This window comes from Nocardia sp. NPDC088792, assembly GCF_044750615.1.
GTDB lineage: Bacteria > Actinomycetota > Actinomycetes > Mycobacteriales > Mycobacteriaceae > Nocardia.
On record NZ_JBIVKC010000001.1, the window covers coordinates 1661600 to 1686908 of the forward strand.

General features: G+C 68.0%; 21 protein-coding genes and 1 pseudogene. 12 read left to right on the top strand and 10 right to left on the bottom strand.

From position 1 onward, the window contains the following. Complete coding sequence (locus tag ACIP5Y_RS08065) at window positions 1-768, bottom strand: glucose 1-dehydrogenase (RefSeq protein ID WP_400348619.1); 768 nt, start codon at window positions 766-768, stop codon at window positions 1-3. A 158-nt stretch (window positions 769-926) separates the two neighbouring features. Between ACIP5Y_RS08065 and ACIP5Y_RS08070 the strand changes: the two genes are divergently transcribed. Further along, window positions 927-2384: a sensor histidine kinase gene (locus ACIP5Y_RS08070; protein WP_400349186.1), complete on the top strand. Its 1458-nt coding sequence runs from the start codon at window positions 927-929 to the stop codon at window positions 2382-2384. Window positions 2385-2479: 95 nt separating this feature from the next. Further along, window positions 2480-3142 carry a hypothetical protein gene (locus tag ACIP5Y_RS08075; protein ID WP_400348621.1) on the top strand — a complete coding sequence of 221 codons (663 nt, stop codon included), beginning with the start codon at window positions 2480-2482 and terminating at the stop codon, window positions 3140-3142. 3 nt (window positions 3143-3145) lie between these two features. Here the strand turns inward: ACIP5Y_RS08075 and ACIP5Y_RS08080 are convergent, their stop codons facing one another. Together ACIP5Y_RS08080 and ACIP5Y_RS08085 are read right to left on the bottom strand one after the other, a co-directional pair. Beyond that, window positions 3146-4765 carry an FAD-binding oxidoreductase gene (locus ACIP5Y_RS08080; RefSeq protein ID WP_400348623.1) on the bottom strand — a complete coding sequence of 540 codons (1620 nt, stop codon included), beginning with the start codon at window positions 4763-4765 and terminating at the stop codon, window positions 3146-3148. Next, window positions 4699-5748 (bottom strand): bile acid:sodium symporter family protein, encoded by a 1050-nt coding sequence (locus tag ACIP5Y_RS08085; RefSeq protein ID WP_400348625.1) that lies wholly within the window; start codon window positions 5746-5748, stop codon window positions 4699-4701. Before ACIP5Y_RS08085 ends, ACIP5Y_RS08080 begins: the two co-directional genes overlap by 67 nt. A gap of 83 nt (window positions 5749-5831) precedes the next feature. On the opposite strand from ACIP5Y_RS08085, the gene ACIP5Y_RS08090 reads away from it, so the two are divergent. Together ACIP5Y_RS08090 and ACIP5Y_RS08095 are read left to right on the top strand one after the other, a co-directional pair. Then, on the top strand, window positions 5832-6701 hold the full coding sequence (locus ACIP5Y_RS08090; protein WP_400348627.1) for a LysR substrate-binding domain-containing protein: 870 nt from the start codon (window positions 5832-5834) through the stop codon (window positions 6699-6701). Window positions 6702-6795: 94 nt separating this feature from the next. Further along, complete coding sequence (locus tag ACIP5Y_RS08095; protein WP_400348629.1) at window positions 6796-8058, top strand: glycosyltransferase 87 family protein; 1263 nt, start codon at window positions 6796-6798, stop codon at window positions 8056-8058. On the opposite strand, the gene ACIP5Y_RS08100 is transcribed toward ACIP5Y_RS08095, so the two are convergent. Continuing rightward, the gene (locus ACIP5Y_RS08100; protein WP_400348631.1) at window positions 8055-11549 is read right to left on the bottom strand and encodes a protein kinase; all 3495 of its coding nucleotides are present in this window, start codon (window positions 11547-11549) and stop codon (window positions 8055-8057) included. The genes ACIP5Y_RS08095 and ACIP5Y_RS08100 overlap by 4 nt on opposite strands. A 162-nt stretch (window positions 11550-11711) precedes the next feature. On the opposite strand from ACIP5Y_RS08100, the gene ACIP5Y_RS08105 reads away from it, so the two are divergent. Then, window positions 11712-13229 carry a cytochrome P450 gene (locus tag ACIP5Y_RS08105; protein ID WP_400348633.1) on the top strand — a complete coding sequence of 506 codons (1518 nt, stop codon included), beginning with the start codon at window positions 11712-11714 and terminating at the stop codon, window positions 13227-13229. Between the two features lie 89 nt (window positions 13230-13318). After that, window positions 13319-13450, top strand: a pseudogene (locus ACIP5Y_RS08110) (helix-turn-helix domain-containing protein); the annotation flags it as partial. A 396-nt stretch (window positions 13451-13846) separates the two neighbouring features. On the opposite strand, the gene ACIP5Y_RS08115 reads toward ACIP5Y_RS08110, so the two are convergent. Continuing rightward, window positions 13847-14890: an alpha/beta hydrolase gene (locus ACIP5Y_RS08115; RefSeq protein WP_400348636.1), complete on the bottom strand. Its 1044-nt coding sequence runs from the start codon at window positions 14888-14890 to the stop codon at window positions 13847-13849. A 149-nt stretch (window positions 14891-15039) separates the two neighbouring features. On the opposite strand from ACIP5Y_RS08115, the gene ACIP5Y_RS08120 reads away from it, so the two are divergent. Continuing rightward, on the top strand, window positions 15040-15666 hold the full coding sequence (locus ACIP5Y_RS08120; RefSeq protein WP_400348638.1) for a peptide deformylase: 627 nt from the start codon (window positions 15040-15042) through the stop codon (window positions 15664-15666). A gap of 16 nt (window positions 15667-15682) precedes the next feature. Here the strand turns inward: ACIP5Y_RS08120 and ACIP5Y_RS08125 are convergent, their stop codons facing one another. The 4 genes from ACIP5Y_RS08125 to ACIP5Y_RS08140 form a co-directional block, all read right to left on the bottom strand. Continuing rightward, a complete protein-coding gene (locus tag ACIP5Y_RS08125) occupies window positions 15683-16474 on the bottom strand; it encodes a DeoR/GlpR family DNA-binding transcription regulator (RefSeq protein WP_400348640.1) in 792 nt (263 codons plus the stop codon). Further along, window positions 16471-17298, bottom strand: a complete 828-nt coding sequence (locus ACIP5Y_RS08130) for a carbohydrate ABC transporter permease (RefSeq protein WP_400348642.1) — start codon at window positions 17296-17298, stop codon at window positions 16471-16473. The genes ACIP5Y_RS08125 and ACIP5Y_RS08130 overlap by 4 nt, the downstream gene beginning before the upstream one ends. Next, a complete protein-coding gene (locus ACIP5Y_RS08135) occupies window positions 17295-18158 on the bottom strand; it encodes a carbohydrate ABC transporter permease (protein ID WP_400348643.1) in 864 nt (287 codons plus the stop codon). Before ACIP5Y_RS08135 ends, ACIP5Y_RS08130 begins: the two co-directional genes overlap by 4 nt. Window positions 18159-18229: 71 nt before the next feature. Then, complete coding sequence (locus ACIP5Y_RS08140; RefSeq protein ID WP_400348645.1) at window positions 18230-19474, bottom strand: extracellular solute-binding protein; 1245 nt, start codon at window positions 19472-19474, stop codon at window positions 18230-18232. Window positions 19475-19627: 153 nt separating this feature from the next. On the opposite strand from ACIP5Y_RS08140, the gene ACIP5Y_RS08145 reads away from it, so the two are divergent. The 5 genes from ACIP5Y_RS08145 to ACIP5Y_RS08165 are packed head-to-tail and all read left to right on the top strand — an operon-like array spanning window position 19628 to window position 24453. After that, on the top strand, window positions 19628-20536 hold the full coding sequence (locus tag ACIP5Y_RS08145; RefSeq protein ID WP_400348647.1) for an SIS domain-containing protein: 909 nt from the start codon (window positions 19628-19630) through the stop codon (window positions 20534-20536). A 33-nt stretch (window positions 20537-20569) separates the two neighbouring features. Continuing rightward, window positions 20570-21496, top strand: coding sequence for an ROK family protein (locus ACIP5Y_RS08150; protein WP_400348649.1), 927 nt, complete (start codon window positions 20570-20572; stop codon window positions 21494-21496). A gap of 10 nt (window positions 21497-21506) precedes the next feature. Next, entirely contained in the window at window positions 21507-22658 is a 1152-nt protein-coding gene (locus ACIP5Y_RS08155) for an N-acetylglucosamine-6-phosphate deacetylase (RefSeq protein WP_400348651.1), read from the top strand. Continuing rightward, window positions 22646-23617, top strand: coding sequence for a hexose kinase (locus tag ACIP5Y_RS08160; RefSeq protein ID WP_400348653.1), 972 nt, complete (start codon window positions 22646-22648; stop codon window positions 23615-23617). Before ACIP5Y_RS08155 ends, ACIP5Y_RS08160 begins: the two co-directional genes overlap by 13 nt. After that, window positions 23614-24453: a class II fructose-bisphosphate aldolase gene (locus ACIP5Y_RS08165; protein ID WP_400348655.1), complete on the top strand. Its 840-nt coding sequence runs from the start codon at window positions 23614-23616 to the stop codon at window positions 24451-24453. The genes ACIP5Y_RS08160 and ACIP5Y_RS08165 overlap by 4 nt, the downstream gene beginning before the upstream one ends. Before the next feature lie 5 nt (window positions 24454-24458). Here ACIP5Y_RS08165 and ACIP5Y_RS08170 read toward each other — a convergent pair whose 3' ends face one another. Further along, window positions 24459-25304 carry an NAD(P)H-binding protein gene (locus ACIP5Y_RS08170; RefSeq protein ID WP_400348657.1) on the bottom strand — a complete coding sequence of 282 codons (846 nt, stop codon included), beginning with the start codon at window positions 25302-25304 and terminating at the stop codon, window positions 24459-24461. Window positions 25305-25309 lie beyond the last annotated feature (5 nt).

Consider the following 25309-nt stretch of genomic DNA (forward strand, 5'->3'; position numbering starts at 1 on the left):
CTACTTCCGATTCTCCGTGAGCCACTTCGTCATCGCGCCGCCGGTCCAGCCGCCGTCGACCGCGATCTCCGCACCGGTGATGTAGGAAGCCTCATCCGACAACAGGAATGCCACCACGCCCGCGATCTCGCCGACCTCGCCGACCCGGCCCATCGGGACGCTGGGGTAGTTGCCGTCGCCGCGCTGGATGCCGGTCTCCGCGGTCATGCGTGTGTAGGTGACGCCCGGATGCACCGAGTTCACGCGGATGCGATCGCCGCCGCACTCCACCGCCGCGATCTTGGACAGGCCGCGCACACCCCATTTCGACGCGCCGTAACTGCCGCTCCAGGCGAGCCCGATGAGTCCGGCCACGGACGACATATTGACGATCGAGCCGCCGCCGCGCCGCCGCATCTCCGGGATCGCGCTCTTCATGCCGAGGAACGCCCCGGCCAGGTTGACGTCCAGTACCCGCCGGAAATGCTCGAGGCTCTCGTTCTCCAGGTACTGGCTGGCCGCGATGCCGGCATTGTTGACCAGTCCGTCGAGGCCGCCGAACTCGGTCCGCGCGTAGGCGGTCGCGTCGCGCCAATCCTGTTCCGAGGTGACATCGAGATGCCGGTAGCGGGCCGTGCCGCCGAGCTGCTCGACCAGGGCGACCCCGTCACCCGTAATGTCGGTGAGGATGACGTTGCCGCCCGATCGGACGGCCAGTTCGGCCACCGCCAGGCCGAGGCCGCGGCCGGCGCCCGTGACGAGGACGGTCTTACCGGTCAAATCGTGCATGTCACACTCCCTTTTCCGAGCGGATCCGCAGCAGACTCAAGACTTCCTCGCAGGATGTCAACAGGTAACCGAGTAATTATGTCGGGGTGGTGAGTGTGTACCAGCGACTCGGGCGACGGGTGTCGGCTGTCCCGTTGCGCATCGTGCTGGTGGTGGCAATGGTGACGCTGGCCGGCATCGTGCTGTTGGCCTGCGGATTCGCGATCACACAATCCTTGTCGAACTCTCTCGACCAACGTACCGACGAGCAGCTTGCCCAGGCCGTCAACACGTGGGCCAAGCCCCGGCCGATGAAGCAATCCGATTCGACCACCTGGGTGCCCGCCGATGTGACCTCCACACCGCCGCCACAACCCAATAATGCCGCCGATCAGCCGCTGCCCTACTACGAGATGCGCAAGACCGCCGACGGCACGATGTTCCTGGAACGGCCCGTCCGCAATCAATCGCCGCCGATCCGATCGGAACTGCCCGCGCACGGTAAGGCGACGGTGCGGTCCCAGGACGGCGGCAGCTCCTGGCGGGTCCTGACCGTCAGCAATCAATACGGCTCGACCACCATCGGCCTGTCGCTCGACGAGAACCGCGCGACCGTCTCCAAACTGATCGTCTTCGAAATCGTCTGCGGCGCTTCGGCTCTGCTGCTGCTGGCGGTCGGCGGCTACTTCGTGGTGCGGCGCAGCCTGCGTTCCCTGCGCCAGGTGGAGGAGACCGCGGCCGCCATCGCGGGCGGTGATCTGAACCGCCGGGTGCCCGTGCGCAATGTCGACACCGAGGTGGATCATCTCGCCCAGTCGGTCAATGCCATGCTGACGCAGATCCAGCACGGTATGACCGCCATCGAGGCGTCCGAGGAGAACGCGCTGCGTTCCGAGGCCAAGATGCGGCAGTTCGTCGCCGACGCCAGCCATGAACTGCGGACCCCGCTCACCACCATTCGCGGGTTCGCCGAGCTGTATCGGCAAGGCGCGAGCCAGGATCCGGCCATGCTCATGACTCGCATCGAGGCCGAGGCCCGCCGGATGGCGCTGCTGGTGGAGGACCTGCTCATGCTGGCCCGCATGGACGCGCAGCGGCCCATCGCCAAGGACCCGGTCGACCTGCTGACCATTGCCAGCGATGCCGTGCACAATGCCCAGGCGCTCTCGGCCCGGCACGAGGGCGCCGATCACCCCGTGCGCCTGCAGGTGCGCGACGGCGAAGGCGCGCTGGAGGTCATCGGCGACGCCGCCCGCCTGCAACAGGTGCTGGCCAATCTGCTCGCCAATGCGGTCACCCACACGCCGCCCGGCACGCCGATCACGGTGCGGCTCACCCCGTCCGCCCAGCAGGTCCGCATCGACGTGATCGATGCGGGCCCCGGGCTGTCGAAGGAGGCCACGGCCAAGGTCTTCGAGCGCTTCTACCGCACCGACGCCTCCCGCACCCGTGCCAGCGGCGGCAGCGGCCTGGGCCTCTCCATCGTTCAGGCCCTGGTGGCGGCGCACGGCGGCACCGTGAGTGTCACCAGTGAACTCGGCCAGGGTGCGACCTTCACCGTGGTCCTGCCGCGCATCGCCCCGGCCAAGCCCGATACCGCCGCGGCTCGGCTCGCGGCCGCCCCGGCGCGAGCCTGATTCCGCTGCGGCGAACGCCCGGTGCTGCCCGGACAAGTGCTCGATCGTGAGGTAAAACGATTGACTCCGAACGGGATCGGTGTTGCCCTGGAGTCATGGCCGATCGCACCGCAGCCGAGTTGGTCGCCCGCGCCCGCGAGGACATCTCCGCTTCCGCGACCCCGAATCGCTTCCTCGACCTGCTGGAACATGCCCGGGTACCGCGTACCCGGCTGACCTGGCTGGCCGGGGAGGAGTACCGGATCGTGGACAGTGACCGCCGCAGTTTCGCACTGCTGGCCGCCCGGTTCCCCGAACCCCCGGCCGGCGAATTCTTTCTGGGACTGGCGCAGGGTGAGGGCCAGGCCTTCACCCTGCTGCACGACTTCGCCGCCGCGCTCGGCATGGGCGAGAAGGATCTCCGCGCCTACGAACCGCATCCGGCGGCCCAGTCCTATCCCGCCTATCTGGCGCAGCGCGCGGCCTACGGTACCGCCGCCGAGGTCGCCCTCGGCATGCTGGCGAATCTGGAGGAGTGGGGAAACTATTGCGTGCGAACGGCTTCCGCCCTGCGCACGCAGTACGGTCTCGCCGAGGACGCGGTCGCCTTCTTCACCTTCTTCGGCGCCGCCCCGCCGGGTTTCGCCGACCAGGCCCTGGCCATCGTGACGGCCGGGCTCACCGCGGGCGAATCCGCCGAGGACATCGCCCGGGCTCCGCGCCTGCTGCACTCCTACGAGACCGCGTTCTGGGACACGCTGGCCAGCGATCTGCCCTGAGCCTCAACCGATCAGCACGCCGGGGTTGAGGATGCCCGCGGGGTCGAGGGCGGATTTGGCCGCGGTGAGGGCGGCCGCGAACGGGGCGGGCCGCTGCCGGTCGTACCAGGGCCGGTGATCGCGGCCGATGGCATGGTGGTGGGTGATGGTGGCGCCCGACTTCGAGAGCGCTTCGGAGACAGCGGCTTTGATCTGATCCCACTGCTCCAGCAGCGAACCCCACCGGCCCGCGGCGTAGATGCCGAAGTACGGGGCCGGACCGTCGGGGTACACGTGGGTGAAGCGGCAGGTGAGCACGCCCTGCGCCCCGACCACACCCAGGGCCTCGTAGGCGGCGGCCTCGACCGCGGCCCGTAGCTCGAAGAATCGGTCCCAGGTGCAGGCGGTTTCGAAGGTCTCGACGATCATGCCGTGCGCGGCGAGGGCATCGCGCTGATACGGCATGCGCAGGAACGATGATTTCCAGGTCTGGGCGGCCGACGCTTCACTGCCACTCCCGCTGTCGCTCTTCGCGCCACCGCCATTTCCGTTGCCGCCGCGAGCCTCCTGTACCCGGCCGCCGTGATCCCGGCAGAGTTCCAGGGCGAGCTCCAGCCAGGCGTCGACCGGGTGATTCGCGGATTCGAAGCCCAGCACCAGCACCCCGCCGCCGGTCGCGATGCCCGCATTGATCAGCGCCTCGGCCGGATCGAGCAGGCGGCAGTTCGCCGGGCGCAGATCCGATTGCGCCAGCGCCCGGGTCGCGGCCACGGCGGACGTGTAGTCCTCGAAGAACACCGAAGCCCCGGCCCGCCATTCCGGCCGGTCCTGCAATCGCATCCACGCCTCGGTGATGATGCCGAGCGTGCCCTCCGAACCCAGGAACATGCGGTCCGGCGAGGGGCCCGCGCCGGAGCCGGGCAGCCGCAGCGATTCACCGACGCCGTAGGGCGTGACCACCCGCAGTGATTCGGTCAGGTCGTCGATGTGGGTCAGCACGGTCGCGTAGTGCCCGCCCGCGCGCGTCGCCAACCACCCACCGAGCGTGGAGAATTCGAACGATTGCGGGAAGTGCCGCAGTGTCAGCCCGTGCGGCCGTAATCCGTCCTCGAGGTCGGGCCCGAGGATGCCCGCCTGGATCCGGGCCGCCCGGCTGGTGGGATCGATCTCCACGATCTGGTTCAACGCGCCCATATCCAGGCTCACCACGCCCGGAAACTCGCTGCCCAGTCGCGGTTCCACGCCGCCGACCACGGAACTGCCACCGCCGTAAGGGATTACGGCCACGCCCGCGGCGCTGCACCAGTCCAGCACGGCGACGATCTCGTTCTCCCGCGTCGGCCGGAGCACCAGGTCCGGCACGTGATCCAACTGCCCGAGCAGATTCCGGACCACGTCCCGGTAGGCCTTGCCGTGCGCATGCCCGGCGCGGTCGGCCGGGTCGGCCGAGCACAGGTGCGCCAGCGCGGCGGGCGCGGTGATGCGGGGCGCGGGCAGGTCGAGGACATCGATGTCCGGCGGCCGGTGGTCCGCCAGTTCCGCCTGCGGCAGCAGGGCCCCGACCCGCTCGACGAGGGCTATCCGTTCGGCGCCGGTGACGGCGTCATCGACATTTCCCCAACCCCACCACGATCGTGTTCCCACGCTGGCTCACTCTCCTTCGGCTCGGCTTCCCGAGCGTAGCGCTGGGCCAGCACGGCGCAGGTGAACAGCTGGATCTGATGGAAGAGCATGAGCGGCAGCACGATCAGGCCGATGGGATGCCCGGCGAACAGCACCGAGGCCATGGGCAGTCCGGTGGCCAGGCTCTTCTTGGAGCCGCAGAAGGTGACGACGATGCGGTCACCGCGGTCGAAGCCGAGCAGCCGGCTGCCGTAGGAGGTCACGCACAGGACGACGGCGAGCAGGCCCGCGCAGACCGCGGCGGTGGCCAGCAGGGTCTTCAGCGACAGCGCATGCCAGATGCCCTCGGTCACGCCCGCGCTGAAGGCCGAGTACACGACCAGGTACACCGAACCGCGGTCCACCACCTTGACGGCCGAGGCGTGCCGCGTCAGCCAGGTCATGCGGGTGCGCAGCAATTGCCCGGCCAGGAAGGGCAGCAGCAACTGGATCACGATCATGCCCACGGCGGAGGCCGAAACATGCACGTTCCCGGTGGTTTTCATGAGCAGTATCACCAGCAACGGGGTGATGAAGACACCCAGCAGATTCGACAGCGAGGCGCTGACCACGGCCCCGGCCACATTGCCGCGGGCCATCGAGGTGAACGCGATGGAGGACTGCACCGTCGACGGCACCAGGCACAGGAACAGCACACCCGTATAGAGGTCCTGGGTGAGCACCGACGGGACCAGCAGCCGCAATGCCAGCCCGATCAAGGGGAAGATCACGAAGGTCGTCACGAGCACGACCGAGTGCAGTCGCCAGTGCCGCAGCCCGTTCAACGCCTCGCGCGGTTCGAGGCGCGCGCCGTAGAGCAGGAAGAGTACGGCGATGGCGATCTTGACGGCCCAGTCCAGGACATCGGCCGCGGTGCCGCGTGCGGGCAGCACGGCGGCCAGGGCCACGGTGGCGAGGATGCCCAGCATGAAGGCATCGATACGGAGCTTGGCCAGTAACTTCACTCCTAGCACGGTAGGACCGGACCGACCGATCACGATAGGCGTTGGATTCGTTAAATCCGAACGGGAATCGTGATAATTAGAGGATGTTCGAACCCGAGCTGCTAAAAACCTTCCTCGCCGTCGAGCGGGCGGGCGGCTTCACGGCCGCGGGCCGGCTGCTCGGCCTGCGGCAATCCACGGTCAGCGGCCATATCGCGCGGCTCGAGCAGGCGGCCGGGCGGGAGTTGTTCCGCCGCGACACCCGGAACCTGGCGCTCACCGCGGACGGCGCGGCCATGATCGGTTTCGCCCGCAGCATCCTCGACGCGCAGGCGCAGGCCGATGCGTACTTCTCCGGGTCCACCCTCACCGGCCTGATCCGGCTGGGCGCCTCCGATGATGTGATGGCCCGGGAACTGCCGGACATCCTGCTCGAATTCCGGCGTACCCATCCCGGTGTGGATCTGGAGCTCACCGTCGGTCTCAGCGAGAATCTCAAAACCCGCATGGCCGCAGGCGAACTCGATCTCGTCTTCGGTAAACGCCTGCCCGGCGAGCGGCACGGCGATCTGCTGTGGCGGGACCGGCTGGTGTGGGCAGGGCGTTCCGGGACAACCGATTTCGAGGATCCGGTGCCGTTTGTGACCTACCCCGCCCCCAGCATCACCCGGCAGATGGCGCTGCGGGCGCTCAAGCATGCGGGGCGGACCTGGCGGGTGGCCTGTGTGAGCGACAGTCTGCTGGGCCTGCGCGCGGCGGTACTGGCCGGGCTCGGGGTGATCGCGCATGCGGAGTCGGTGCTGCCGGACGGTCTGGTTACCATCGACGATCCGCGCCTGCCCGAACTGGGTGAGCTGGATTTCGTTCTCATGCATCGCCGCAGCACCTTGTCCGAGGCGGAACAGGCCCTGGCCGCCGCCATTGCCTCGGGAGCGCGACGGCTGCGGCGGGGCGCGGGAACGGACGGTGTATAACTCCAGCGGGGTTATTTTTCAGCGTTTCAGCAAGATCCAGCGTCAAAGCAAGATCCAGCACGACCTAGCGAGTTAAATCCGAGGTGATCTTCTGGTGACAGCCGTATCCACCGCTACCGGCAAAGTCGTACGTTCCGCGCGCCTGCCGGAATTACCCCGCAGTCGCGCAACGCTTCTCCTGCTATCCGGCGCCGCAGTGCTGTCATTGGTACTGATCTTCACGACCGTCGATCCCTGGCTGGACCAGGCCGGCATGCTGGTGGGCGGTTTCGACGTCCACGTCTATCGCGACGGCGCCTGGAAGATCGTGCACCACCATCCGCTGTATACCGAGCAAACGCATCGCGGGCTCTATTACACCTATACGCCGTTCTCCACGCTGATCTTCCTGCCGATTCTGGCGGTGCCGTGGGCCGCGGTCACGAATACCTTTCTGGTGCTGAACCTCTGCGTGCTGTACGTCTGTGTGCTGTTGTGCTGGCGGGTGCTCGGGTATCGGCTCACCGGGCGGCTCGCGCTGGTCAGCGCCCTGCTCACGCTGACCTGCGCGTTCCTGGAGCCGGTGCGGTCGACCCTGTACTACGGGCAGATCAATCTGGTGCTCATGGGCTTGGTGCTGTGGGGCTTCTCACGCGCGCCCGGCAGCAGGTTGCGGGGTATCGGCGTCGGGCTCGCGGCGGGCATCAAATTGGTGCCGTTGTTCTTCGTGGCGCAATTCGTGGTGTTGCGGCAGTGGCGGGCGGCGGCGGTCGCCTCGATCACCTTCGTGGCGACCGTGCTGGTGGCGGCGGCGGTATTGCGGTCGGATTCGCGGCAGTACTGGACGCATACCTTCTTCGAGTCCGATCGGATCGCGCCGGACACCATGCCCGCCAATCAATCCATTCGCGGGGTCATCGCGCATATCACCGATCGGCAGGCGCCGGTGTGGTTGTGGCTGCTCATCGCGGTGCCGGTCGCGGTGGCCGGCTTGTGGGTGGCCGCCGAACTGAACCGGCGCGGCGATGTACTGCTGGGCGTGACGGTGGCGGGTCTGACCTCGTGCGCGGTCTCGCCTTTCGCCTGGAATCACCATTGGGTCTGGTTCGTGCCGCTGCTGGTCGACCTGGTGAATCGCGCTCAGTCACAGGCGCGCTGGTGGTGGGCGGCCGCGGGTCTGTATGTGGCAGTCGGCGCGTGGGCTTATCACTGGAACGACCGCTGGGTGGTGACCGGCTGGTTCCTGTTCCCGCCGTCGTGGCCGATCTCGCCGATCCTCTTGAACTGCTACGTCATTGTCTACGCCGTGATTCTCGGCTGCTTGATCACGAGAATTCTGCGCACCCGGCCGGTTTCGAGGTCCGCCGCCGAGCCTTAGATCTTCTGCGCCGCGTCGGCGGCCACGAGCGCGTCCAAGAAGGCTTCGGGCACCTCGGGCCAGTCCGCCCGCCAGCGACCGGCCAGGCGGTCCTCGCGCAGGGCGGCGAGGGTGGAAACCACATGCGGTCCGCCGTCGAGGATGTAGCGCACCGAACCGTATTCGGCGCATTGCGCGGTCACGGTCGCCAGCAGGGTCTTGGCGTCGTCGGTGCGGCCCGCGGCGGCCAGGCAGGCGACGAGCAGGCGGCGCGCCTTCAGCAGTTCCCGTGGCCGGTGCACGGATTCGAGCCGGTCCACCCACTCCTGCGCCCAGGTGCAGGCGAATTCGATACTGGCGGGCGTGGATTCGGCCAGCAGCAGGCGGATGGCGGTGAATTCCTCGTAGAGCACGATGAATTCGTCGATACAGTCGATGGGCTCGCGCCGATGCGCGTGATCGACCACCGGTAGCGGCCCGAATTCGGGATTCGGCGGGAGACCCAGGCGCAGGCGCTCGTTCTCGACCTCGGCCCGCAGCCGCGGCAGGGACATCGATTCCGCCACGCGCGCACCCTCGTTGAGCCGGCGAATGGCCGCCGCCCGATCACCGCGCAGGGCCTTGATGCGCGCGCCCACCACGTAGCGGGCGAGTTTGAAATCGACGACGCCGGCGTCGGGGCCGAGTTTGTAGCCCTCGTCGAGCAGTCGTTCCGCCTGATCGATTTCGCCGCGCTCATACAGCAGTTCGCCCAGCAGTGAGCCGGCCAGGCGCGCGCCGTAGGAGTGGGTGCCGCCGGACTGTTTGGCGATCTTCAGTGCGCGCCGGAAGTACTGCTCGGCCCCGGCGAGATCGAGTTGCAGACTGGCCGCGATCCCCAGGAAGCACAGGCCGTGAATATTGTTGTAGACGCCTTTGTTCCGGCGCATGTAGGGCGCGGACCACTCCTGGATGCGCACTGCCTCGTCGAAGTCGCAACGGTAGCCGGCGGCGAGGCTGGCCACGTTCGCGCCGATGGCGACGACATAGGGCGACAGTTCGTCCGCGCGCGCGAAACACGGTGCGAGCATTGCCTCCACGCCGATCACGACGTCCGCGCGCACGGTCACCACGGCCTGCACCACGCCGGCCTCGGCGCGCAGCCGGGTGACCGTGCCGGGGTCCAGGTCGCCGCGTGCGAGATTCGATTCCGCCAGGCGCAGTGCGCGTTCCGCGGGTTCGGCGCGATGCAGCAGGATATTGGCCCAGGCCAGATCGAGTTGCAGCCGCGGATGCGTGTCGATGACGGCCGGGGGCAGTTTGTTCACCAGCCCGATGAGGCTGGCCATCTGCCCGTATTCGAGCAGTGACATGCCGTCCCGTTCGACGATGTCGACGGCGCTCTCCTCGTCCCCGGCGAGCAGGGCGTGGTCGACCGCCTCGCTGACGTGCCGGTGCTCGGCGAACCAGGACGAGGCCGCGCGGTGCAGGGCGTCGATCCGTTCGGGCGGTTCACGTTCCAGCCGTTGCCGCAGGAATTCCTGGAACAGCTGGTGGTATTGGAACCATTCGCCGCCGTCGAGCCGGCGCAGGAACAGATCCTCCTGCTCGATCCGTTCGAGCAGCGCCTGTCCGTCTGCGGCGCCGGTCAGCGCGGCGGCGAGGTCACCGCAGATGCGTTCGGTGATCGAGGTGGCGACCATGAAATCGAGGACGCCGGGTTCGAGGGTTTCGAGCACGTTCTCGGCCAGGAACGCCCCGATGGCGTGATGCCGTCCGGTCAGCTGCCCGATGAGTTTGCCGGGATCGTCGCTGCCGCGCAGGGACAGTGCGGCCAATTGCAGGGCCGCGGCCCAGCCGCCGGTGGATTCGGTGAGGTCGTCGACGTCCTCGCGGTCCAGGTCCAGTCCGTGCAGCCCGATCAGCAGGGCGGAGGCTTCGTCGCGGTCGAAACGCAGTGCGGCCGTGTCGATTTCCACCAGTTCGTCGCGGGCGCGCATGGCGCTCATGGGCAGTCCGGTCTGGGTGCGGCTCGCGACCATGAGATGCAGTGCCGGACTACAGCCTTCGAGGAGATAGCGCAGGGCCGCGAGGGTGGCCGGATCGGTGACGCGGTGCCAGTCGTCGATCACCACGGTCAGCGGTTCGCCGCGCCGGTCGATATCGTTGATCAGCGAGGTCAGCACGAAGCGGGCCGCCTCGTCGCCGTGCTCCTCGAGCAGTTCGCCGAGTTCGGCCGCGAGCGTGGGGCGTACCGCTCGCACGGCGTCGATCAGGTGCGACAGGAACCAGACGACATTGTCATCGTCCTTGTCGACGGTCAGCCAGGCCACCGAGGCCCCCGCGGCGGTGGCGGCCGCGCACCACTGTGCGGCGAGGGTGGTCTTGCCGAATCCGGTGGGGCCGTGGATGACCGCGAGCCGGCGCAGCGCACCGGCACCGTGGTCGCGGCCCGCGCGCAGGGCGTCGAGCAGCCGCGGGCGGTCCACCAGCGCCCGGGTCAGTTCCGGCGGGCGCAGCCGCGTCGCGGGGACGGGCGGCCTGGTCCGGGTGATCGATACGCGTGCGCTGAGCGGCCAGCCGGTGCCCGTGGGGGTCGGCTGGGAGCCGGGTTCGGCCGGTTCGGCGGGCGGGATCGGCAGCGGGATCTCATCGGGCACGAGACCGTGCCGCGCCTGGATCTCGCGCAACGCGTCACCGAATTCCGCTGCGGTGGCGGGTCTTTCCCCGCGTTCCCGGGACATCGCGCGCTGGATGGTGTCGGCCAGGTCGGCCGGCAGGCCCGACTCGCTGAGATCGGGCAGCGGATGTCTGGTGATGCGGACGAACTGCGCCACCAGTTGTTCGCCGCTGCGGCGCTCGAATACCGCGTGCCCGGTGCCCGCGCAGAACAGGGTGGAGGCCAGGCTGTAGATATCGGCGGTGACATCGGGCGCCTGACCCTGCAGCACTTCCGGCGCGGTGTAGGCGGGCGAGCCCGCGACCGTGCCGACGGTGGTTTCGAAACCGCCTGCGAGCCGGGCGATTCCGAAGTCGGCCAGCTGTGGTTCGCCGTATTCGGTGAGCAGGATATTGCCGGGTTTCACGTCGCGGTGCAGCAGGCCGCGCCGGTGCGCGGTCTCCAACGCGCCCGCGATGCGGACGCCGATGTGCAGGGCGTCCTGCCAGCCGATCGGGCCGTGCCGCTGAATGCGGGCGTCCAGCGATCCGTGCGCGTGATACGGCATGACGATGTAGGGGCGTCCGGTCGCGGTGGAGCCGACCTCGAAGACGCTGACGATGTTCGGGTGGCCGGAGAGTTTGCCCATGGCGAGCTGTTCGCGCACGAAGCGTTCCAGGTTCTCCGACTCGAGGTCGGCGGTGAGCACCTTGATGGCGACGGTGCGTTGCAGGGTGGTCTGAAAGCAGCGGTAGACGACGCCGAACCCGCCGCGCCCGACCTCGGACGCGCCGCTGAATCCGGCGGCTTCCAGCTCCGCCGCGAACCCGGAGGTGGGGTCGCGTTGCGTGGAGAACGGATCGATTTGCACCACGGTGACCCCGATACGAAAACCAGCCAATCATCCCGAGCATAAGCCCGTCACGGCCATTGCGCGGCCGGTCGGCGGGGCCCGCACCAAGGTCATTGACTGGGTCACACTGTCTCACTAACGTTAGTGGGACATCACGTCTCATACGAGGCCGAGGAGCCTGATATGACAGATGCCGATCCCACCCTGCACCCACCCCGCTGGGCGCCGACCTTCATTCGCTGGCACGGCACCGAGGTCGGCTGGTGGCAGTCCTGGAAGCTCGCGCTCGGGATCCTCCCCCGGGTCCGCGATCACACCCTGCTCGACTACGCGGCCGCACTGCCTGGCGAGGACGATGTCATCGTGGCCCGGGTGCCGCTCGCCCGGTTCGTCATCGTGCGCAGCCCCGAACTGGCGCGCCACGTCCTGGTGACCAACCAGAACAACTACACCAAGAGCCCCGAATACGACATGCTCGCAGTGGCTTTCGGCCGCGGCCTCGTCACCGACCTGAACGAGGAGAACTGGCAACGCAATCGGCGACTGGTGCAGCCGATCTTCGCCAAACGCAATGTGGACGGCTTCGCCCCGGTCATGGTGGCGGCGGCGCAGGACGCGGTCGACCGGATCCGGGAGCTCGGCGCCACCGGTGCGCCGGTCGACGTCGGCGCCGAAATGAACCGTCTCACCCTGGATGTCACCTCCCGCACCATGTTCGGCACCGATATCACCGGGCCCATGTCCGAGGTGGTGCTGGCGCGGCTGCTGCGGTTCTTCGGGCGCGGCTTCATGACCAATGCGAGCCATCCCATTCACCACATCTCCGTCTGGGTGCATCGGCGATTCGGGCGCGGCGATGCCGCGAATTCCCGGCTGCCCATGCGCATCATGCGCACCGCGGGCTGGGTCATCGAACCGCGCACCATGCGGGATCTGCGCCATGCCGAGCAGGTGGTGGACGGGCTGATCGCCGATCATCGCAGCGGGCGCATCACGCGCAAGGACAATCTGCTCGCGCTGCTGATGGACGCCGAAGATCCCGAAACCGGTTACCGCTACAGCGATCAGGAGATCCACGACGAGCTGATGACCTTCATCGGCGCCGGAATGGAAACCACCGCAACGGCTTTGACCTGGGTGTGGCAGTTGCTCTCGGAACATCCCGAGGCGCGCGACCGGCTGCAGGACGAGGTCCGCTCGGTGCTGGGTTCCCGCCCGGCCACCGCGGCCGATATCGAACGGCTGCCGTGGACGCAGGCCGTCATCCAGGAGACCATGCGGCTGCTGCCCCCGGTCATCGGATTGGCGCGCACCGCAAAGGATCACGACGTCCTCGGTGGTTATCCGATCGAACCCGGTGCGACCGTGGCCATCATCCTGCACGGGCTGCACCACCATCAGGGGGTGTGGGATCGGCCGGAGGAGTTCGATCCGGGCCGTTTCCTGCCGGATCGGATCGAGCGTGCGCAGAAGCGCGCCGCCATCCCCTTCGGGGCGGGCAAGCGCATGTGCGTGGCCTCGGGGTTCGCGAGCATGGAGGCCACCCTGGTGGTCGCCACCTTCGCTCAGCAGCTGGAGTTCGCCGCCGTATCCGACCAGCGGGTACGCCGGCAGATCTCGTTCACCGGCGGTCCCGACGGCCCGCTGCCCATGTACCCGCGGTTCCTGCCGGAGCTGAAGCGCACCGGCACGGCCGTATAGTCGTAGCCGTGAAACCGCCCGCCGACCTGCGCCGTCATCACCGGCGTTCGGGCGGTCCGCGCTGGCGTGAGCACAACTCCGCGCGGCGCATGCTGATTCTCGAATCCGCGACGGAACTCATCGAGGAGAACGCGCTCGGCGCCGAGGTCTCCATTCAGCAGATCGCCGAGCGAGCCGGGCTGGCGCGCTCGGTGATCTACCGCCAATTCGAGAACCGCGAGGATCTCGAGGCCGAGGTGCGGGCCTTCATCTTCCAGCGCTACCTGGACGAGTTCGAGGACATCCTGGTCCTGGATCCGTCCCGCACCGCCGAGGACATCATCCTCGACGTGATGCGCACCGTGGTCCGCTGGGCCGACGACCACCCCAACCTCTACCGCTTCGGCCAGACCGGCCCGCTCCCCGGCCACACCACCGCCGACACCATGGCCACCTTCCGCCATCAGGTGGCCGACACCCTGTGGCAACGGTTTTCGTCGTGGACGGCCGTCCTCGGCATCGACGTGCAGCCCTTCCACCAACTGGTCTACGGCCTCGTCGGCCTGGTCGAAGGCATAGTCACCCAGCACCTGGGCGCCGCACACGACACCCGCCCCGACCGCGAAACCATTGCCCGCCTACTGACTTCCTCCGCCTGGTACCTCTTCGACGGCCATGCCCGGGAACTCGGCTACACCTTCGACCGCACCGCCCCCGTAGCCCTCGCCCTCGGCACTCTCTTCGCCGACGCCGCCCAACGCTCCACCCCCGAAAACCCGCTCCCCTAGCCAAGATTCGATCCCGCGCAACGCAGCCGCGGCCATGGCCGACGGACCATTGGTGAATCCGTGCCCCGACTCCGGATACACCCGCACATCCACCTCGTTTCCAGCAGCGGAGAGCCGAGCGGCCAGCACCAGATTGTCCTCGAGCAGCACATCCAGGCTCCCGACCACCACCAGCGCCGGCGGCAGCCCACCGACATCACCGAACAGCGGCGATATATCCGGATCGGTCCGATCGGCAACATTCCCCACGTACGCCTCGATGAAAAACTCATCGTTATAAAGCTTTCCGCCCGGCGAAACCCCACTGAGGTCATAGGCCCCGAACTGCAGCACCGCCCCGGAGAACCGACCGGCCAGCCCCCGATCCCGCATCCGCAGCAAAGTAGCCATGGCCAAATTCGACCCCGCCGAAAACCCGCCCACCGCCAGAACAGCGGTCCCGAACAACTCCTCCCCGTGCTCGACAAGCCACAACGCAGCCGTCTCGCAATCATCAGGCGCTGCGGGCCAAGGGTTTTCCGGCGCCAGCCGATAATCGACGCTCACCACAACCACCCCGAGCCCATCGGCCAGCTGAGCATTCCTTCCATCCCCAGCCACCGCCGACCCGATATAGAACCCCCCACCCGGAATATCGAGATACACCCCCCGAATCTCGTCCCCCCGAGGAACGGTGACCCGCACCGCAACCCGCCGCCCCGCAGCCTCCACGATGCGCTCGACAGCCCGTCCCCCAGGCTGCCGCACCCGCGCGGCATGCCGCTCCCGAGCCACCCGCAACTCCGCGAGGCTCGCCGGCCCCCTGACAGCCACCGCCCCCGCATTGAAACGCCGACTCTCCGCCACATGGTCAGCCAGCTCTTCATCGATCAGCCGCGCAAGCCCAATCTCCATACCCGCATCAGATCAGCCGATAGGAGAGCTACTCAAACAACCGATCCGCTCCCACCCCACAATGACCGGTTGTAAATCCACGTCAGCCCGCGAGCGCCTCGCGCCGGGCGGTCTCGGCGGTGGCGATGATCTTGGCTGACAATGGGGGGATGGAGATTGCTGGGTTGGTGGGCGAGTTCGTGGAGAAGTATCGGGGTGGGGCAGCGCCCTTGGTGGAGGTGGGGGATGCGGTGTTGCGGAGGGGCGCGGAACCTGTGAATGGGCAAGTGGAGTCAGGGTTGCTGGGGGAGATGGTGGAGATTTTGTTCGCCACCATGCGGGCGGCTCCGGGGGTAGGGGTGGCGGCGCCACAAGTGGGGATTCCGTTGCAGGTGGCGGTGATCGGGGATCCCGCCGAGGTCGCGGAAGAGGTGGCGGTGGCCCGGGGGCGGCGCCCCTTGGCGGAGTTCACCATCATCGATCCCACATACACCGCCGATGGGGATGAGGTCGGGTTCTATGAGGGATGCTTGAGCATGCCCGGATACCAGGCGGTGGTGCGGCGGCCCGAATCCATCATTGCCACCTACCAGGATGTGGATGGCGGCCGACACAGCGAGCGGCTTACCGGATGGCCTGCGCGCATCTTTCAGCATGAGACGGACCATCTTTCGGGCGTCATCTATATCGACAAGGCCGATACCCGGTCCATCACCACCAATGCGAATCTGCAGAAGTGGTGGAGTCAGCCGACGCCCGCGGAGGCGGCGCAGACTCTCGGATTCACTCTTCCTTGACCGAGTTATCGGGGATTCAGACCAGGTGCACCTGGACGCCTGCTTCCTCGATCGCGGCGATGGCAATCGGGTCGGCGGCGGTATCCATCACCAGGATGTGGATGTCCTCGATGGGGCAGATGCGGGCCAGGGCGGTGCGGTCGAGTTTGTCGGCGGTGGCTACGGCGATGACTCGCTGGGCGCGGCGGACCATTTCGGCGTTGACGCCCGCTTCGTCGAGGTGACGGCATTGGGCGCCGCCCTCGGCGGAGATGGCGCCTACGCCGAGGATTACTGTGTCCAAACGCAATTCGGCGAGGGAGCGTTCGGCCAGGGGGCCGTGGAGTTCGTAGGATTCACGGCGGGCCATGCCGCCGAGGCAGATGGTGCGGAGGTGGGGGCGTAGCACCATTTCGCCGGCGATATTGAGGGCGTTGGTGACGATCACCAGTTCGTGGTCGGCGGAGGTGGGGAGGTCGGGGCGGCCGGCGAGGGCGCGGGCGACGGCTGTGGTGGTGGTGCCGCCGTTGAGGCCCACCACTTCCGACGGATCCACCAGGGAGGCCGCGTGTTCGGCTACGCGTTGTTTGGCTTCGCCGCCGGTGCCGCGGTAGCGGGCGGGGAGGTCGTAGGCGACGGTGGTGGCGACGATGCCGCCGTGGGTGCGGGTGGCCAACTGCTGGTCGGCCAGGGCCGTGAAGTCGCGGCGGATGGTGGCGAGGGAGACGCCGAGCCGGTCGGACGCCTCCTCCACCGTGAGCCGGCCGGACTCGGCCAGCAGTTCCAGCAGGCGGTTCCAGCGCAGGGACCGATCCGCGGGAGCCGTCATTTCACGCTGCCCGCGGTGAGGCCGGCGACGAGGCGCTTCTCGATGAGAGCGAAGAGAATGACAACGGGCACGATGCCGACGGTAGAGATGGTGAAGACATATTGCCAAGCCGTGTCGTATTGACCGATGAACTTGGTCAGCGCCACCGACAGCGGCTGATTCTGCGGCGTGGTGAGAATGACCAGGCTGGCGGCGTATTCGTTCCACGCCGACACGAACGCGAAGACGATCGCGGTGACCACGCCCGGCCATACCAGCGGCAGGCTCACCCGGGTCAGGGTCTGCACCCGGCTGAGCCCGTCCAGCTGCGCCGCCTCCTCGATCTCCCTCGGCACCCCGGCGAAGAAACTGTGCAGGATCCACACCGCGAACGACAGATTGAACGCGGCATTGACCAGGATCATGGCCAGCCAGGTGTCATTGATGCCGAGCGTGAAGAACTCCCGGATCAATCCGGTGACCAGCACGACCGGTTGCAGCATCTGGGTGATCAGCACCAGCCCGAGGAACGCGGACCGCCCCGGAAACCGCCGCCGCGCCGTGTAATACGCGGCGGGCACCGCCACGATCAGTACCAGCAGCGTCGCGCAGCCCGAAATCACCAGGGTGCTGACCAGATTGAACGGCAGCGGCGTCTCCGGCGTGTTCCACACGGTGACGTAGTTGCCCGGCTGCCAGTGCTCCGGCAGATAGGTCGGCGGTATGCGCAGGATCTCCGAGCGTGATTTGAACGAGCCCAGCAGCATCACCAGATAGGGAATGAGGAAGATCGCCGCCAGCACCACGCCGACGGCCGTCAGTTCCCAGCGTCTCCGCCCGGTCATCGGGTCTCCTCCCCCGCCGGGCGGATGAGCTTCACGTAGACGGTGATGATCACCGCGATCAGCACGAAGTTCAGCACGCTCATCGCGGCCGCGGTCGCCACCTGCTGGTTCTGCCGGATCAGTTTGAAGGTCAGGGTGGTCGTGGTGTCCGCCCCGAATCCGGCGATGCTGCCGGTCAGGATCTGCAGGATCGGCAGCGAATTGAACGAATTGATGATGTTGATGATGGTCGCCACCGCCATGGCCGGGCGCAGCTGCGGCAGCGTCAGATGCAGATAGCGCTGCCAGGAACTCGCGCCGTCCACCCGCCCCGCCTCGTCGATCTCGGCCGGAATCGATTGCAGCCCGGCCAGAATCGTGTACGTGGTGAACGGGATGGACACGAACACCGCCACCCCGATCGCCACCAGGAAGGCCGGTCCGGCCTCCTTGGTGAATCCGAAACCACGATGCAGCACACCGATGTCCACCAGGAACCGGTTGGCGATGCCGACGTCCGGATCCAGCATGTACTCGAAGATGGTCGTGGTCATCACCACCGACGCCGCCCACGGCACCAGGATGGCCAGCCGCACCGCGGTCCGGCCCGGAAAGTCCTTGTTCAGGAACTGGGCGAGCCCCGCCGACAGCACCAGCGTGATCGCCACGACGGCGATCACCCAGATCACGGTGTGCCACAGGATCGACGGCAGTTCGTCGATGGCGAACAGCTTGCGGAAGTTGCCCAGTCCGGCAGGCCCGCGATCCTGTCCGTAGGCGGTGAGATCGCGGGTGGAGGTCCACAGCATGTAGCCCGCCGGGAAGGCCACCACCGCCGCGATGAGAATCAGCACCGGTCCGATCCAGGGCAGCGCGCGCACCGACTCCTTGGGGCGGGTCAGGTCCGCCCGTCCGGAAGGCGCCGCCGCCCTGGATCGGGTAGCGGCGCCCCTCAACTCGCCGCCTGCTGAATCTTCTGCAACACCGAGGCCGGGTCGGCGCCCTGCGCGACGGTACCCATCAACTGCTGGATACTGCCTTGCACCGCACCCCATTTCGGGTTGCTGCTCGGATAGAACTTGGCCACCGGGAGCGTGGCCGCGAAGGCCTTGGTGACCGGGTCCTCGGTGAGGGCCTGCGCGCCACTGGTGGTGATCGGGATGAAGTGCTCGGCGGACACGAACTTGGAGTAGACCGGCGCGGAGTAGAAGTAGTTCAGGAACTTCTTGATGGCGTCGGTCTTCTTGCCGTCCTTCTTGAAGGCCATCAGGTGGTCGGCCACGCCGAGCGTGACGGGTTGACCGGTCTGGGTCGGCGTGGGCGCGGTGGCGTACTTCAGGTTCGGGTTCTTCTGGGCGATCTGGCTGATGATCGGGGGCAGGCCCTCGATCATGCCGATCTTGCCCTGGATGAAGACATTGAGCAGCGGGGTGCGGTCGGTGGCGCCCGGGTTCGGTTCGGTCACACCGGCATCGATGATCGCCTTCATGGCGCGTACGCCGTCCAGGTTCTGCGGGGTGTCGACAGTGATCTTGTCACCGTCGGACCAGCCGCCGCCCGCGCCGAAGGTCCACAGGGAGGTTTCGGCCTGTGTCTCCTCCTTGCCGAGCGGCAGCCCGTAGCCGGAGACGCCGCCGCCCAGCGCCTGGATCTTCTTGGCGTCGTCGGTCAGTTCGGCCCAGGTCTTGGGCGGTGCGCCGATCCCGGCCTCGGCGAACAGGTCGGTGTTGTAGAACAACGTCCGCGTGGAGGCGAAAAGCGGCAGCGCCCACTGGGTTCCGTTGATCGACGCGTTCTTGGCGAAGGCCGGCTGGATGTCGGAGAGCACGGCCGGATCCACGATGTCGGACGCCTGGTACAGCTGCCCGTCGGTCGCGAAGGTGGAGTAGGCGTCGATGTTCAGCAGGTCGGGCGTGGTCGACTTGGATTGCAGCTTGGTGCGGACCACGTCGTTGATCGAATCCCAGGACTCCAGCTGCAGATTCACCTTCAGGCCGGGGTTCGCCTTCTGGAAGTCGGAGATGATGCCGGTCCACTCCGATTTGGTGCCGTCGCTGTAGATCGGCGCTAGGAAGGAGAGGGTGTTGGGGTCCGAGTCGTCCGAGCTGTTCCCGCCGAATCCGCAGGACGAGATCGTCATAACCAAGCCGGTGAGCAGCGCCACTGACGAAAGCGCACCGCGGAGTGGACGTTTCACGTCGAAGACCTTTCAAAAGCACACCCGGCGACCCGAATCGCCGGATGATGGAACGAACGATTCGGTCGGTTGAATCTAACTCGTATAGTGCGCGAATGTGATCGTTTGAGCTGTAAAATTGACATGAACGATCACTCGCCTAATGCTGGGTACATGTCGTCCGTCGAACCGCACCCACCCGCAACACATTTGGCCACCGAGGTCGCCACACAGCCCGACGACTGGGTACACGCCGCCACCATCGCCGCCGAATATTCTTCGATACTCCCCCACCCCGGCGAACGCGTCGCCGTAATCGGCTGCGGCACCTCACTGTTCATGTCCCGCGCCTACGCCACCCTGCGCGAATCCCGCGGCCAGGGCCTCACCGACGCCTGGCCCGCCAGCTACCCGCACACCAGCCGCGGCTACGACCGCTACCTGGCGATCTGCCGCTCCGGCACCACCACCGAGGTGATCGACGCGCTCTCCAGCCTGCCCGCGGGCGTACCGCGCACCGTCATCTGCTCCAGCCCCGGCACCCCCGCACTGGAGCTGGCCGACCCCATCCTCATCGACGAGGTCGACGAACAATCCGTGGTGCAAACCCGTTTCGCCACCACGACACTGGCGCTGCTGCGTCATCACCTCGGCGAGAACCTGACGCCGGTGATCGACCAGGCCCGCGCGGTGCTCGCCGAGGACCCGGAAACCGCATTCGCGGCAGTCCGATACGCGGAGCAGATCAGCTTCGTGGGCATGGGTTTCGCCGCCGCCCTCGCCGACGAGGCCGCCCTCAAGCTGCGCGAATCCTGCCAATCCTGGACCGACTCCTACCTGGGCACCGAATACCGGCACGGCCCGATCGCCATCGCCGCACCCGGCCGCGCGGTCTGGGCCTTCGGGCCGATCCCGGGCCTGGCCGCCGATATCGAAGCCACCGGAGCGCATTTCGAGCATCGCGATATCGACCCGATGGCCGAGCTGGTTCGGGTACACCGGTTGTGCATGCTGCGCGCCGCCGATCTGGGCCTGGATCCCGATCATCCGCGTAGCCTGAGCCGTTCGGTGGTACTGGACTGAACCGTTCGGCGCCGGTGAAGTGAGGAGTCTGCCGTGAACGCTGTCGCACCAACGGATCTGGTGCTCGCCGTCGACGTGGGCGGCAGCACCACCAAAGGGGAGATCACCGACGCCGGCGGCACCGTCCTGCACACCGGCACCGTCGACACCCCGTACGGCGAGGCCGCCTTCGACGCCATCGCCAAACTCGGTGACAGGCTGCTCGCCGAACTCCCGCCCGCGCACCGCGAGCGGGTGACGCGGGCGGCGATCATTCTGCCCGGCATTGTGGACCGTGAGCACGCGGTCGCCGTCTTCGCGGGCAATCTCGGCTGGCGAAATGTGCCGATAGGCAGCAGATTCAGCGACCAATGGGGCATGCCGGTGCTGCTGGATCACGATGTGACCGTCGCGGGCTGGGCGGAATGGCGGTACGGCGCGGGCCGCGGCTTCGACGATGTGTGCGTGCTGATCCTGGGGACCGGGATCAGCGGCATCACCTCGGTGGCCGGTCGGCTGGTGCGCGGCGCGGCGGGCCAGGCGGGCGAATACGGCCATATTCCGATTCGGCACAGCGACGGCCTGCCGTGCCCCTGCGGCAATACCGGCTGCGTCGAGACGGTGGCCTCCGGCCCCTCCATCGCCCGCGCCTACGCTCACCGGACCGGTCGCGAGATCAACAGCGCCGAACAGGTTTTCGCCGCCGCCTACACCGATCCGGAGGCCCGCGCCGTCATCGACGACGCCATCGATGCCCTGGCAACCGGCCTGCTCGGCACCGTTCACGCCACCTGCCCCGAACTGATCGTCCTCGGCGGCGGCCTGGCCCGCGCCGGCTCGATCCTCACCGACGCCCTGCACGCGCGCTTGACCACACTGCTGCGGGTAGCCCCGGTTCCCCGGGTGGCCCTCGGCGCCTTCGGCGTTCGCGCGGGCCTGGTCGGAGCCGCCTTACTCGCCCGCGAAGGCTGTCTCGAATGAAGGCGCGGCGATGAGCGAGCAGCTGACCCTCCGAGGGCGGGTCATCACGGCGTCGGGAGTGCGCGCCGACGCAGTGGTGACGGTGCGGGGTGAACGCATCGTCGCGGTGCGGGACTTCACGGAATGGACCGCACCGCCGGGAGACTCACCGCCGGAGTTCGCGGGAACGGTGCTGCCGGGACTCGTCGATATCCACAATCACGGCGGACTCGGGCACCGGTTCGACACCACCGATGCGGCGGAGGCACAGGCCGCCGCGGAATTCCACCACGGCCAGGGCTCGACCAGCGTCATCGCCGGCATCGTGACCACCGCTCCCGCGGAAATGCTGCGACAGACCGCGACACTGCGCGAACTCGCCGCCCGGGGGACGATCGCCGGAATCCACGCCGAGGGACCGTTCCTCTCCGAAGGACGTTGCGGTGCACACGATCCCGCCTATCTCCGCGACCCCGATCCCGCACTCATCGAGCAACTACTGAAAGCGGCGGGCGGCCACCTCCGCGTCATGACCCTGGCCCCGGAGCGCCCCGGATTCGACAGCGCCGCAGCACTACTCGCCGAACACGGCGTGGTAGTCGCGGCCGGGCACACCGATGCGGGCTTCGCCGACTTCCGCGCCGCCCTCGCACCCGCCGGCCACGCCACCCTCGTCACCCATCTCGCCAACGGCATGCCGCCGCTGCACCACCGCTCCCCCGGACCCGTCGCCGCCGCACTGCTCGCCGCCGCACAGCAGCACGCATTCGTCGAACTGATCGGCGACGGCGTCCACGTCGACCCGGGTTTCGCCGCTCTGGTTTTCACGACCGCTCCCGGCCGCGTAGCACTGGTCACCGACGCCATGCAGGCCGCGGGAATGCCCGACGGCCACTACCGCCTCGGCCCCCGGGAGGTAGTGGTCACCAATGGCGTGGCCCGAGTACACAGCGGCTCGATAGCCGGCGGCACCGCCACCCTGCTCCACTGCCTCCGCTGGGCAGTCCGCGAATGCGCTGTCCCCCTGCCGGATGCGATAGCGGCAGCCACCACCATCCCCGCCGCGGCTCTGCGCCTGCCCGATATCGGAGACCTACGACCGGGTATGTACGCCGACGCCATAGTGCTCGACGACGACCTGAACCTACGCCGCGTACTACGCAGAGGCCGGTGGCTCCCGTGATCCTCACCGTAACCATGAACCCCGCCTACGACCTGACCTACCGCCTGGACCACTTCGCCCGCGGCCGCGTGCAACGGGTAACCGAAGTCGAACAACGCATAGGCGGCAAGGGCATCAACGTCGCCCGAATCCTCGGCCAACTCGGAATCGAAGCCCTCGCAACAGGTTTCTCCGACGAGACCTTCGCCTCCGCCGCCGCCCAGGAACTCCCCGCCGACTTCATCCCCGCCCTCCCCCGAGTCCGCCGCACCGTCGTCATCACCGAATCCGCCGACGGCACCACCACCGGCCTCTGGGAACCCGGCGCCCGCCTGAACCACCCGCACGCCGTGGATCGTCTCCGGCTGCGCATCACCGGCCTGCTACCCACGCTGCGCGGCCTGGTGATCTCGGGTTCGCTACCCGAGGGCGTGGATCCATCGCTCCCCGCCGAACTGGCCCGCACCGCCCTGGCGGCGGGTGTCCCCACCATTTGCGATGTCGACGGCCCTGCCCTGATCGCCGCTGCCGCGATCCCCGGCGTAGTCCTCATGCCCAACGAAGACGAACTCGCCCACCTCACCGGAGTCCGTGGCCCGGCTCGGCCCGCCGCTGCGGATGCCGTCATCGCCGCGGCCCGATCCCTCCTCGCGGCGGGCGTACGCGCCGTGATCGCCACCCGCGGCGCGGCAGGGATGGTTGCCTGCACGCGAGCCGGCTCCTGGTCGGCGGCGCTCCCGAAACCTGTGTCCGGCAACCCCACCGGCGCGGGCGATGCCGCCACCGCCGCGATAGTCGCCGCCCTCGCCGGCACGACCGAGCCCGACTGGCCCGCGGCCCTCACCGAGGCCGTCGCGACATCGGCTGCGGCCGTGGCAGTTCCGGTGGCGGGCGAGGTCGATCTCGCCCTGCGCCGGCGGCTGCTGTCCCAGATCATCGTCACTCGTTTACGCACCACTGTTCAGGAGTCGCCCGCGTGACCGTTCTTTCTCTCTCCGAACTGCTGTCCGCTGCCCGGCCCGGGGGGCTGGCGGCCTTCAATGTGATCGCGCTGGAGCATGCGGAGGCGATCGCGGATGCGGCGCAGGCGGCGGATCGGCCTGCGGTGTTGCAGATTTCGGAGAATACGGTGCGGTATCACGGGGGGTTGAAGGCTATTGCGCGGGCTTGTCTGGAGGTGGCGAAGGAGAGTCCGGCCGCGTTGGCGGTACATCTCGACCATGCCACGTCGCACGAATTGGTCAGGGAGGCGGTCGAGATCGGGATCCGGTCGGTGATGTACGACGGGTCGGCGCTCGATTACGCCGCGAATATCGAAGCGACCGCGCGGATTGCGCGGTGGTGTCATGAGCGGGGCGTGCATGTCGAGGCCGAACTCGGGGAGGTGGGTGGGAAGGACGGGGCGCATGCGGCGGGGGCGCGGACCGATCCGGATGAGGCGGTGGCCTTCGTCGCGGCCACCGGCGTCGACGCGCTCGCGGTGGCGGTCGGCTCGTCGCATGCCATGCACAGCCGGGATGCGCGACTGGACGAGGAGTTGATCGGGCGGCTGGCGGCGAAGGTGCCGGTGCCACTGGTACTGCACGGCTCGTCGGGGGTGCCGGACGCCGGTTTGCGGGCGGCGGTGCGGCAGGGCATGGCGAAGATCAATATTGCGACGCGACTGAATATCGTGCTGGCGGAGGCGGTCCGGGTGGCGCTCGCCGCGGATCCGGAGCTATCGGATCCGCGGCGCTATCTCGGTCCCGGGCGAACGGCGGTGCGCGCCGAAGTGGAGCATTTCCTGCGCCTGCTCACCGGCCCGCACACGCCGTAGTCCGTTCAGGCCCCGAGATATTCGCGCAGCGTGACGGGTGGCCGGCCGGTGAACCGCTCGATGGATTCGGTCACCCGGAACAGTTCGTGGCCGGATCCTATGGCGGCGAACATGGTCCACAAATGGACCAGATGGTCGACCGTGACCTCGTCGCGGTAGATCGTCATCGCGCGGCGCGCCCATTCGTCGGGGTCGACATCGACGTAGGGCACGCCGAAGAGGTCGGCAACCTCCCCGACCGTCAGGATCTCGCCCGCCAGCCACAGCACCGGATCGACCGGGCCTTCGGTCCGCAGCACACCGGAACCCACATCGGCGACATCGGAACCGGCGATCAGCGGCAGGACGGTATCCGGCGAGCCGAGCGGCAAGGCGAGCTCCCCGCTGCCGCCGATGGCCACCCGTAGGTTCTCGAAGAACACCGCGGCCCGCAGATGCACCGCGCCGATCCCGGCCCGATCGAGCGCCTGTTCGGCCACCCAGTGGCGGCGCATGTGCGGAGTCCCCGCATTCGGGTCCGACCCGAGTTGCGAGACCGCCACCACCCGCTCCAGCCCCGCCTCGTGACCGGCCGCGGCGAAAACCGCTGCCGCGTCCAGCATTCCGGCGGTGACCGGATACGTGAAGTAGGCCCGGCGCACACCCTGCACGGCAGGCTGCACCTGGGTGATCTCGCGCAGATCACCCAGCACGACGTCCGCGCCCAGATCCTTCAACTCGGCGGCACGCGCATCATCGCTGTGCACGAAGGCGCGCACCGGAAGCCCGGCGCGGAGCAGGTTCTCCGTCACCCGGCGGCCGGTACCGCCCTGACTGCCGCCGGCCGCACCGGTGACGAGTATCGGTTCCATAGTCG

What these genes read in the sequence shown, in the direction of transcription:
- ACIP5Y_RS08065 (WP_400348619.1), bottom strand. Translation starts at nt 768, where the DNA reads ATGCACGATTTGACCGGTAAGACCGTCCTCGTCACGGGCGCCGGCCGC.
- ACIP5Y_RS08070 (WP_400349186.1), top strand. Translation starts at nt 927, where the DNA reads ATGGTGACGCTGGCCGGCATCGTGCTGTTGGCCTGCGGATTCGCGATC.
- ACIP5Y_RS08075 (WP_400348621.1), top strand. Translation starts at nt 2,480, where the DNA reads ATGGCCGATCGCACCGCAGCCGAGTTGGTCGCCCGCGCCCGCGAGGAC.
- ACIP5Y_RS08090 (WP_400348627.1), top strand. Translation starts at nt 5,832, where the DNA reads ATGTTCGAACCCGAGCTGCTAAAAACCTTCCTCGCCGTCGAGCGGGCG.
- ACIP5Y_RS08105 (WP_400348633.1), top strand. Translation starts at nt 11,712, where the DNA reads ATGACAGATGCCGATCCCACCCTGCACCCACCCCGCTGGGCGCCGACC.
- ACIP5Y_RS08115 (WP_400348636.1), bottom strand. Translation starts at nt 14,890, where the DNA reads ATGGAGATTGGGCTTGCGCGGCTGATCGATGAAGAGCTGGCTGACCAT.
- ACIP5Y_RS08120 (WP_400348638.1), top strand. Translation starts at nt 15,040, where the DNA reads ATGGAGATTGCTGGGTTGGTGGGCGAGTTCGTGGAGAAGTATCGGGGT.
- ACIP5Y_RS08125 (WP_400348640.1), bottom strand. Translation starts at nt 16,474, where the DNA reads ATGACGGCTCCCGCGGATCGGTCCCTGCGCTGGAACCGCCTGCTGGAA.
- ACIP5Y_RS08130 (WP_400348642.1), bottom strand. Translation starts at nt 17,298, where the DNA reads ATGACCGGGCGGAGACGCTGGGAACTGACGGCCGTCGGCGTGGTGCTG.
- ACIP5Y_RS08145 (WP_400348647.1), top strand. Translation starts at nt 19,628, where the DNA reads ATGTCGTCCGTCGAACCGCACCCACCCGCAACACATTTGGCCACCGAG.
- ACIP5Y_RS08155 (WP_400348651.1), top strand. Translation starts at nt 21,507, where the DNA reads ATGAGCGAGCAGCTGACCCTCCGAGGGCGGGTCATCACGGCGTCGGGA.
- ACIP5Y_RS08170 (WP_400348657.1), bottom strand. Translation starts at nt 25,304, where the DNA reads ATGGAACCGATACTCGTCACCGGTGCGGCCGGCGGCAGTCAGGGCGGT.